The organism is Paractinoplanes deccanensis (assembly GCF_016862115.1).
In the GTDB taxonomy this organism is placed as follows: domain Bacteria; phylum Actinomycetota; class Actinomycetes; order Mycobacteriales; family Micromonosporaceae; genus Actinoplanes; species Actinoplanes deccanensis.
The window spans coordinates 1-11,129 of record NZ_BOMI01000219.1; the positions used below are offsets into that span (position 1 = coordinate 1).

Consider the following 11,129-nt stretch of genomic DNA (forward strand, 5'->3'; position numbering starts at 1 on the left):
GTCAGGCGCTGGCCTCGGCGGGCTTGTCGCCGGCCGATGTGGATGTGGTGGAGGCGCACGGGACGGGCACGCGGCTGGGCGACCCGATCGAGGCGCAGGCCGTCCTCGCGACCTACGGGCAGGACCGGGAGCATCCGGTGCTGCTGGGCTCGGTCAAGTCCAACCTCGGGCACACGCAGGCCGCCGCCGGGGTCGCCGGTGTGATCAAGATGGTGCTGGCGATGCGGCATGGTGTGGTGCCGCGGTCGTTGCACATCGATGAGCCGACGCCGCAGGTGGATTGGTCGGCCGGTGCGGTGGAGCTCGCGGCGCAGGCGAGCGAGTGGCCGGAGACGAACCGCCCGCGGCGGGCCGGGGTGTCGTCGTTCGGTGTCAGTGGGACGAATGCGCATGTGATCGTGGAGCAGGCGCCCGAGGCCGAGCCGGAGCCGGTGGTCGTGCCTGAGGGGCCGGCCGTGTGGCTGGTGTCGGCGCGTTCGCGTGAGGCGTTGCAGGGTCAGATCGATCGGCTGGGCGCCTTTGTCGAGCGGCGGCCGGAGGTGTCGGCGCACGCGATCGCGGCTGGTCTCGCCAGACGGGCGTTGCTGCCGTACAGGGCGGTCGCGGTCGGTGGCTCACTCGACGATTTGCAGGTGCCTGCGGTGCCCGCGACTCCGGGTGGTGTGGTGTGGGTGTTCGCCGGGCAGGGCTGGCAGTGGGCGGGCATGGCCGACCGGCTGCTGGCGGAGTCGCCGGTGTTCGCGGAGGCGATGGCCGAGTGTGATGCGGCGTTGCGGCGGTGGACGGGTCGTTCGGTGCTGGAGTCGTCGGACGGGGACGTGCGGACCGTGCAGCCGTTGATGTGGGCGGTCATGGTCTCCCTCGCCCGGGTGTGGCAGTCGCTGGGTGTGCGGCCGGCGGCGGTGATCGGTCATTCCCAAGGTGAGGTGGCCGCCGCTGTGGTCGCGGGTGCGCTGTCGCTGGAGGACGGTGCCCGGGTGGTGGCGGTTCGTGCTGGGGTGATCGCGGAGACGTTGTCTGGTCGGGGCGGGATGTTGTCGGTGGCGTTGCCTGCCGATGAGGTCCGGGCGTTGGTGGCTTCCGTGCCCGGTGTCGGGGTGGCTGCGGTCAACGGTCCGAGTCTGTGCGTGGTGTCCGGGGACCGGCGCGCGTTGGAGTCGGTGGATTGGGGCCCGGCACGCACCCGCTGGGTGGACGTCGACTATGCGTCACATTCCGAGCAGGTCGAGGCCGTCGAGGGGGTGCTCAAGGATCGGCTGGGGGACGTGAAGTTCCGCACCGCCGACGTGCCTTGGTATTCGACGGTGACCGGAGAAACGATCGACCCGGCCGGGCTCGATGCCGGCTACTGGTACACCAACCTCCGGGCCGAGGTCCGCTTCGAGGCGGCCGTGCGCTCGGCCGCCGGCGATGGACTGCGCCGATTCGTTGAGGTGTCGGCACATCCCGTGCTGTTGCCCGGGATCGTGGAGACGGTCGACGACTGCACGGTGACCGGCACACTGAAACGGGACAGCGGCGGCTTGATCGACATCCTGCGTGCCGCGGCGACGGTGCACACGGTCGGTGTTCCCGTCGACTGGACGCCGGTGCTGCCCGCGGTTGCGCCTGCCGATCTGCCGACGTACGCGTTCCAGCGGCAGCGTTTCTGGCTCGATCAGACCGACGACGGCGGTTCGGTGGTGCGGCTGGCCGACGGCGGCGTGGTGGTCACCGCCAAGGTGTCCACGGCGCGGGAGCCGTGGCTGGCGGACCACGCGGTCAACGGGACGGTGCTGGTGCCGGGGACGCAGTTTGTGGATTGGGCGATCGGAGCCGGTGATCTGGTCGGGGCGCCGGTGCTGCGCGAGTTGACGGTGCAGGCGCCGCTGGTGCTGGACGGGGTCGTCGAGGTGCAGACGACCGTGAACGCCGAGCGGCAGGTGAGCGTCTACGCACGTACCGGCGAGGACGAGCCCTGGACCTGCCACGCGACGGGCGCTCTGGGTGATGTCGCCCCGGAAGGTCCTCTGCCCGCGGACGAGGCGTGGCCGCCGGCCGGTGCGGAGCCGCTGCCGGTGGAGGACTTCTACGCCGGCCTGGCCGCTGTGGGTCTGCAGTACGGCCCGGTGTTCCAGGGCGTGCGGACGGCGTGGCGCGACGGTGCCGAGCTCGTCGCCGAGGTCGCCCTGGACGATGCGGGCCGTGCCCAGGTGGATCGCTTCGGGGTGCATCCGGCGCTGCTCGACGCCGCACTGCACGTCGCCGCGCTGGACAAGCCCGGCGGTCCGGCGGAGCCGCTGCTGCCGTTCGCCTGGCAGGACGTCGCTGTGCACGCCACGGGTGCGACAGCGGCGCGAGTGCGGATGCGCGTCGACGGCACCACCCTGTCGCTGACTCTGACCGACCTGGACGGGGCGCCGGTGGTCACGGTGGGGTCGCTGGTGTTGCGGGCGTTGCCGGACCGGCTGCCCGTCAAGGCGGTTCGGCACCTCTACTCTGTCGACTGGGTCGAGGCCGACCAGATCGGCGAGGCGATGGCCGATCTGCCGGTGTGGGACTGCGCCGGTGTCGCCCTGTCCGATGTCCTGGCCGGGGTGCGGCAGCGGTTGGCCGCCGACGAGCAGCGCTGGCTGGTCCTGATCCCGGACAGTCAGAACCGTCCGGACCGCGCGGCGGTGTGGGGTCTGCTGGCGTCGGCGCAGACGGAGCATCCGGATCGTCTGGTGTTGGTGGACGCGGCCGATCCGGCGGTGGCGCGGGCGGCGGTGGCGGTGTGCGATGAGCCGCAGCTGCGTGTGCACGATGACGGTCGTGTTGAGGTGCCGCGTCTGGTGCGGGCCGCCCCGGGTGAGGGCGAAGTTGACTTCGGTGACGGCCCGGTGTTGATCACGGGTGGTACCGGCACGCTGGGCGGTCTGCTGGCCCGTCATCTCGTGGACGTGTATGGCGTGACGGATCTGGTGCTGGTCTCCCGGCGTGGCCCGCAGGCGCCGGGGGCCGACCGGTTGCGGCAGGCGCGGGTTGTGGCCTGTGACGTGTCGGATCGGGAGGCGTTGCGGGCGCTGTTGGAGGAGTATCGGCCGACTGCGGTGATTCACGCCGCGGGGGTGTTGGACGACGCGACGGTGGGGAATCTGACCGAGGCTCAGCTCGACGCGGTGTTCCGGGCGAAAGCCGTTGCGGCGCAACATTTGCACGAGTTGACCGAGGGTTTGAGCGCGTTCGTGTTGTTCTCTTCGGCGTCCGGGGTGTTCGGGTCGGCCGGGCAGGCGAACTACGCGGCGGCGAACGCCTATCTGGACGCGCTGGCCCGCCGCCGGCGGGCGCAGGGCCTGCCTGCGCACTCACTCGCCTGGGGTCTCTGGGAGACCGGCAGCGCCATGACCGCGGCCCTCGACACGACCAAGGCGTACCAGGGCGTCCTGCCGATGTCCGACCGGCAGGCCCTGGCCCTGTTCGACGCCGCCCTGCGCACCGACCGGCCCGCCCTCGTGACGGCCGCCCTCGATCTGCGCCCGCAGGCCGGCCCGTCGCCGCTGCTGCGAGCGTTGCTGCCGCCGAACCGGCGGACAGCGGGCGGCGAGGCGCCCGACCGGACCACCGCGATGCGGGCACGGCTGGCCGGGCGGGATGCCGACGGCCAGCTGTCCGGCCTGCTGGATCTGGTCCGCGCGCAGACCGCTCAGGTGCTCGGGCACACGTCGCCGTCGACCGTCGGCGCCGGCCGCCCGTTCAAGGACCTCGGCTTCGACTCGCTGACCGCGATCGAGCTGCGCAACCGGCTCAGGGCGGCGACCGACCTGCGGCTGCCGGCCACCCTGGTGTTCGACCATCCGACCCCGGCCGCCCTCGCCGAGCATCTGCGATCGGAGCTGTTCGGCGGCGGGGCGTCACCGTCGCTCGTGGACCAGCTGGCCCAGCTGGAGAACGCCATGGCCGCGGCGGCCGGCGGCAGCGTGGACGGGCTCGACGCGGGTCTGCGTGAGGACATCACGGTCCGGCTGAAGGCGCTGACCGCCATGTGGGGCGACCTGCAACGGCGGGACGACGGCGCGGACATCGGCGAGCGACTGGAGACCGCCAGCGACGACGAGATCTTCCAGTTCATCGACAGCAAATTCGGCGACTCCTGACGGCTACGGCCCGTCCTCGCAGATACGGGAAAACACATGTCGAACGAAGCGAAGCTCCGCGAATATCTGCGGCGGGTCACCGCCGAGCTGCAAAGCACCGACGAGCGCCTCCAGCGGCTCCAGGCCCGGGCGATCGAGCCGATCGCCATCATCGGTGTCGCCTGCCGCTTCCCCGGCGGTGTCACCTCGCCGGAGGATCTGTGGCGCCTGCTGGCCGAGGGGCGCGACGTCGTCTCGGTGTTCCCGGCCGACCGGGGATGGGAGGTGTCCTCCCTCTACGACCCGTCGGGGGAGCGGCCCGGGACCATCCACGCCAGGGAGGGCGGCTTCCTCTACGACGCCGCGGACTTCGACGCGGAGTTCTTCGGGATCTCGCCGCGCGAGGCGCTGGCCATGGACCCGCAGCAGCGGCTGCTGCTGGAGACCTCCTGGGAGGCGTTCGAACGGGCCGGCATCGACCCGCACTCGATGCGCGGCACCCGCACCGGTGTCTTCGCCGGCCTGATGTACCACGACTACGCCGCACGGCTGCCCGAGATGCCGGCGAACGTCGAGGGATACCTGGGCAACGGCAACGCGGGCAGCGTCGCCTCCGGCCGGGTCGCGTACGCGCTCGGCCTGGAGGGCCCGGCGGTGACCGTCGACACCGCCTGCTCCTCCTCGCTGGTGGCCCTGCACCTCGCGGCGCAGGCCCTGCGGTCCGGTGAGTGCTCGCTGGCGCTGGCCGGTGGCGTCACGGTGATGTCCACCCCCGACGTGTTCATCGAGTTCTCCCGGCAGCGGGGCCTGGCGAAGGACGGCCGGTGCAAGCCGTTCGCCGCGGCGTCGGACGGCGCCGGCTTCTCCGAGGGCGTCGGCCTGGTGCTGGTCGAGCGGCTCTCCGACGCCGTGCGCAACGGCCGCGAGATCCTCGGCCTGATCCGTGGCTCGGCGGTCAACCAGGACGGCGCCTCGAACGGGCTCACCGCGCCGAACGGGCCGGCTCAGCAGCGCGTCATCCGGGACGCCCTCACCGCCGCCCGGCTCGGCACCGGCGACGTCGACGCGGTCGAGGCGCACGGCACCGGCACCAACCTCGGCGACCCGATCGAGGCCCAGGCGCTCATCGCCACCTACGGCCAGGACCGGCCGGCCGACCGGCCCCTCTGGCTCGGCTCCGTCAAGTCGAACCTGGCGCACACGCAGGCGGCCGCCGGCATCGCCGGTGTCATCAAGATGGTGCTGGCGATGCGGCACGGGACGCTGCCGCAGTCCCTGCACATCGACGAGCCGACCCCGCACGTGGACTGGAGCGCGGGGTCGGTCGCGCTGCTGAAGGAGGCGGTCCGCTGGCCGGAGACCGGGCGACCGCGCCGCGCGGCGGTGTCGTCGTTCGGCATCAGCGGCACCAACGCCCACGTGGTCCTCGAACAGGCGCCCCCGACGGACGTGCCCGAGCCGGGCAGGGGCGTGGACGGACCGCTGCCGTGGGTGCTCTCCGCGCGCAGCGGCGCGGCGTTGCGGGCGCAGGCGGGCCGGTTGCTCGACCTGCTGCGCGACCGGCCGGACGCCGACCTCACCGACCTGGCCTACTCGCTGGTCACCACGCGGGCGGCGCTGGAACGCCGGGCCGTCGTCTGCGGGCGATCCCGTGAGGACCTCGTGCGCGGCCTGGAGTCGCTGATCCGGCAGGAGCCGGCGCCGCAGGTCGTCACCGGCGACAGTGAGGGAGACCGCAAGGTCGTCTTCGTCTTCCCCGGCCAGGGCGCCCAGTGGGCGGGCATGGGCGCCGAGCTCCTGCGCACCTCGCCGGCCTTCGCCCGCGCCGTCGCCGAGTGCGAGGCCGCGCTGGCGCCGCACGTCGACTGGTCGCTGCGCGAGGTCCTCACCGGCGAGGCCGGCGCTCCCGGCTACGACCGCATCGACGTCGTGCAGCCGGCGCTGTTCGCGGTCATGGTCGGCCTCGCCGCGATGTGGCGCTCGCACGGCGTACGGCCGGCGGCGGTGGTCGGCTCCAGCCAGGGCGAGGTGGCGGCGGCGTACGTCGCCGGCGCGCTCAGCCTCGAGGACGCCGCCCGGATCATCGCCGAGCGCAGCAAGCTGTTCGCCGAGGCGCTGGTCGGCAACGGCGCGGTCGCGTCCGTCGCGGCCACCGTCGAGCAGGTGACGGAGACGCTGGCCGACTGGCCGGGGCTGACCGTCGCGGGCGTCAACGGGCCGCGGTCCACCACAGTTGCGGGAAACGTGGAGACCCTGACGGCGTTCGTCGCCGACCGGGAGGCCGCGGGCTGGCAGGCGCGGGTGGTGCCGGCCACCGTCGCGTCGCATTGCGAGCAGGTGGATCCCCTGCACGACCGGCTCGTCGGACTGCTCGACGGGGTCTCCGCCCGCACCGGCGAGGTGCCGTTCCACTCCACCGTGACCGGCGGCCCGCTGGACACCGCCGAGCTGGGCCCGGAGTACTGGTTCCGCAACGCCCGGGAGCCGGTCGACCTGATCGGCGCGGTGCGGTCGCTGCTCGCCGACGGGTACGACGCGTTCCTCGAGATCAGCGGCCATCCGGTTCTGTCCACCCCGGTCCAGGAGACCGCCGAGGAGGCCGGCGCCGACGTCCGGACCCTGCACTCGCTGCGGCGCGACTCCGGCGGAGCGGACCGTTTCCTGCTCTCGCTGGCCGAGGCGTACGTGTGCGGGGTGCCCGTGGCCCCGGAGACGCTGTTCGAGGGGTCGGGCGCACGGCGGGTCGCGCTGCCGACATATCCGTTCCAGCGCGAGCGGTTCTGGCTGGAGCCCGACCAGGCTGCGCCGGCGGAGGCCGCCGGCCGGCCGGACGGCGAGTTCTGGTCCGCGGTCGAGGCCGGCGACGTCGACCGCCTGGCGACCGATCTGGGCGTCGGCGCCGACCAGCAGGGCACGCTCGCCGCGCTGCTGCCCGCGCTGAGCTCGTGGCGGCGCCGGCAGCGTGACCGCGCCGGCGCCGGCCAGTGGATGTACGACGTGACCTGGGTGCCGAGGTCCGTGCCGTCCGGGCGGCTCGGCGGCCGGTGGCTGCTGATCGCGCCCGGCGACGACCGGCACGGCTGGACGCCGGTCGTGTCCGCCGCCCTGACCCGGGCCGGCGCCGAGGTGGTGACGCTCGCCTCGGCCGCCGATCCGATCGGGGAGCAGGGCTTCGACGGCGTGCTCTCCCTGCTCGGCCTGGACGAGTCGCCCCACCCCGCCGCGGCCGTCGTTCCCCGCGGGCTCGCGGCGACCCTCGACCTGCTGCGAGCCCTTCGCGCCGCGCCGACCAGCGTGCCACTGTGGACGGTCACCTGCGGCGCCGTGGCCGCCGGGGACACCGAGCACGTCACCCGGCCCGCCCAGGCGATGCTGTGGGGCCTGGGCCGGGTTGCTGCCCTGGAGGCGCCCCGCTCCTGGGGCGGCCTGATCGACCTGCCCGGCACACCGGACGCGAACGCCGCAGCCCGCCTGACGGACGTCCTCGCCGGCGGCCTCACCGGCGACGACCAGATCGCCGTCCGAGCCGGCGGCGTCCTCACCCGCCGCCTCGTCCGCAGCCCGATCACCGATTCCGCCTCGTGGCGGCCGGACGGGGCCGTGCTGGTGACCGGCGGCCTCGGCGGGGTCGGCGCCAACGTCGCCCGATGGCTGGCGAGGGAGGGCGCCCGCACCCTTGTGCTGACCGGGCGCCGCGGCGCGGCCACCCCCGGCGCCACCGAGCTGGCGGCCGAGCTGACCGCGCTCGGCGCGACGGTCACCGTGGCGGCCTGCGACGTCGCCGACCGGGACCAGGTGGCCCGGGTGATCGCCGGGCTCGACCCGGACGTCCCGCTGACGGCGGTCTTCCACGCCGCCGGCGTCGGCGACACCGGATCCCTCGCCGAGACCGGCCCGGACACCCTCGGGCGGCTGCTCGCGGCAAAGGTCGACGGCGCCCGGCATCTCGACGAGCTCACCCGCGACCACCCGCTGACCGCGTTCGTCCTGTTCTCCTCCGGCGCCGGCGTGTGGGGCAGCAGCAATCAGGGCGGATACGCCGCCGCGAACGCCTACCTCGACGCCTTCGCCTCCTGGCGGCGCGGATCCGGGCGCACCGCCACCGCGATCGCCTGGGGCGCCTGGGACGGCCCTGGCATGGCCGAGGGCGCCGCCCGCGAACAGCTCAGCGACTGGGGCCTGCGAACCATGCCGGTCGACCGGGCGACGGCGGCGCTCGGCGCGGTGCTGGGCGCGGACCGGACCACCACGACGGTCGCCGACATCGACTGGGAGCGTTTCGCCGCGACGTTCGCGGTGGCCCGCCGGACGTCGCTGTTCGACGCCATCGCCGAGAGCCGCACGGCCGGCCCCGCACCGGGCGACACCGAGGCCACCCGCACGGCCGCGGGACTGCGCGGCCTCGACCCGGCTCAGCGGCGGCAGGCCCTGCTCGACCTGGTGCTCGGCCACACCGCGACGGTCCTCGGGCACGAGTCGGCGGACCGGCTGGACGTCCGGCGCGCCTTCAAGGAGCAGGGCTTCGACTCGCTCACGGCGGTCGAGCTGCGCAACCGGCTGTGCCGGGCCACCGGCCTCACCCTGCCGACGACGGTGGTCTTCGACCACCCCACCCCGGCCGGGATGGCCGATCACCTTCAGGCCCAGCTCTTCGGCGCGACCGTGGCGGCGGCGGACGGCGCCGAGCCCACCGTCGCGGCCGACGATGACCCGGTCGTCATCGTCGGGATGGCCTGCCGGTTCCCCGGCGGCATCCGATCCGCCGAGGAACTGTGGCAGGTGTTGATCGACGAAGGCGACGTGATCTCGCCGTTCCCCACCGACCGCGGCTGGGACCTCGACGCCCTGTACCACCCGGACCCGGAGCACCCCGGCACCACGTACCTGCGGGAGGGCGGCTTCCTCGACGGCGCGGCCGACTTCGACGCCGGCTTCTTCGGCATCTCGCCGCGCGAGGCCCTGGCCATGGACCCGCAGCAGCGGCTCCTCCTGGAGACCTGCTGGGAGGTGCTCGAGCACGCCGGCATCGACCCCGACACGCTGCGTGGCAGCCCCACCGGCGTCTTCGTCGGCAACAACGGGCAGGACTACACGATCGGCCTGCGGACCATCCCGGAAGAGGTCGAGGGTCACCTGCTGATCGGCAACGCGGCCAGCGTCGTCTCGGGCCGCGTCGCCTACACGTACGGCTTCGAGGGCCCCGCCGTGACCGTCGACACGGCGTGCTCGTCCTCGCTGGTCGCCCTGCACCTGGCCGTGCAGGCGCTGCGCTCCGGCGACTGCCGGATGGCCGTCACCGGCGGCGTCACCGCGATGTTCAGCCCGCGCGCCTTCGTGGAGTTCTCCCGGCAGCGAGGGCTGGCCGCGGACGGCCGGTGCAAGTCCTTCGCGGCCACGGCGGACGGCACCGGATGGTCCGAAGGCGTCGGCCTGCTGCTGCTGGAGCGGTTGTCCGACGCGCGCCGTGCGGGGCACCGGGTGCTCGCGGTGGTGCGCGGCAGCGCTCTCAACCAGGACGGCGCGTCCAACGGCCTCGCCGCACCGAGCGGACCGGCGCAGCAGAAGGTCATCCGGGAGGCGCTGCGCACGGCCGGCCTGTCCGCAGCCGACGTGGACGTGGTGGAGGCGCACGGCACGGGCACCCGGCTGGGCGACCCGATCGAGGCGCAGGCCGTCCTGGCCACCTATGGGCAGGACCGGGAGCGGCCGCTGCTGCTGGGGTCGGTGAAGTCGAATCTGGGGCACACGCAGGCCGCGGGCGGCGTCGCCGGCGTAATCAAGATGGTGTTGGCGATGCGGCACGGAGTGGTGCCGCGGTCGTTGCACATCGATGAGCCGACGCCGCAGGTGGACTGGACGGCCGGCGCGGTGGAGCTCGCGGCGAAGGCCAGCGAGTGGCCCGAGTCGGGCCGGCCACGCCGGGCCGGGGTGTCGTCGTTCGGTGTCAGTGGGACGAATGCGCATGTGATCGTGGAGCAGGCGCCCGAGGCCGAGCCGGAGCCGGCCGCCGCGCCCGATGGCCCCGCGGTGTGGCTGGTGTCGGCGCGATCGGCGGAGGCGTTGCAGGACCAGATCGAGCGGTTGGCGTCGTTCGTCGAGCGACGGCCGGAGATCTCACCGCATGCGGTGGCGGCTGGTCTCGCGCGGCGAGCGTTGTTGCCGTATCGGGCGGTCGCGGTGGGCGGATCGCTGGACGACGTGGTGACCGCGCAGGCGCCGGCGACTCCGGGCGGTGTGGTGTGGGTGTTCGCCGGGCAGGGCTGGCAGTGGGAGGGCATGGCCCGCCAACTGCTGGCGGAGTCGCCGGTGTTCGCCGAGGCGATGGCCGAGTGTGATCAGGCGTTGCGGCGGTGGACGAGTCGTTCCGTGCTGGAGCCGTCGGACGGGGACGTGCGGAGCGTGCAGCCGTTGATGTGGGCGGTCATGGTCTCGCTGGCTCGGGTGTGGCAGTCCTTCGGTGTGCGGCCGGCGGCGGTGATCGGTCATTCGCAGGGTGAGGTGGCCGCCGCCGTCGTCGCGGGCGCGCTGTCACTGGAGGACGGCGCCCGGGTGGTGGCGGTTCGTGCCGGAGTGATCGCCGAGACGTTGTCCGGTCGCGGCGGGATGTTGTCGGTGGCGTTGCCCGCCGACGAGGTCCGGGCGTTGGTGGCTTCCGTGCCCGGTGTCGGGGTGGCTGCGGTCAACGGTCCGGGCTTGTGCGTGGTTTCAGGCTCCCGCAGTGCCCTGGAGTCGGTGGATTGGGGCCGGGCCCGTACCCGGTGGATCGACGTGGATTACGCGTCGCACTCCGAGCAGGTCGAGGCCGTCGAGGGGGTGCTCAAGGATCGGTTGGGGGACGTGAAGTTCCGCGCCGCCGATGTGCCCTGGTACTCCACCGTCACCGGGGAACTCGTCGACCCGGCTGGGCTGGATGCCGGCTACTGGTACACCAACCTGCGGGCCGAGGTCCGCTTCGAGGCGGCGGTGCGCTCGGCGGCCAGCGATGGACTGCGCCGATTCGTTGAGGTGTCGGCACATCCCGTGTTGCTGCCGGGA

1 protein-coding gene and 1 pseudogene are annotated in these 11,129 nt (G+C 73.6%); both read left to right on the plus strand.

All coding sequences use genetic code 11. The features are described from left to right. A partial coding sequence (locus Ade02nite_RS48485) for a type I polyketide synthase (protein ID WP_203778233.1) occupies positions 1–4,115 on the plus strand: 4,115 nt, incomplete at its 5' end. A gap of 48 nt (positions 4,116–4,163) precedes the next feature. Further along, a pseudogene (locus tag Ade02nite_RS48490) lies at positions 4,164–11,129 on the plus strand (type I polyketide synthase); the annotation flags it as partial.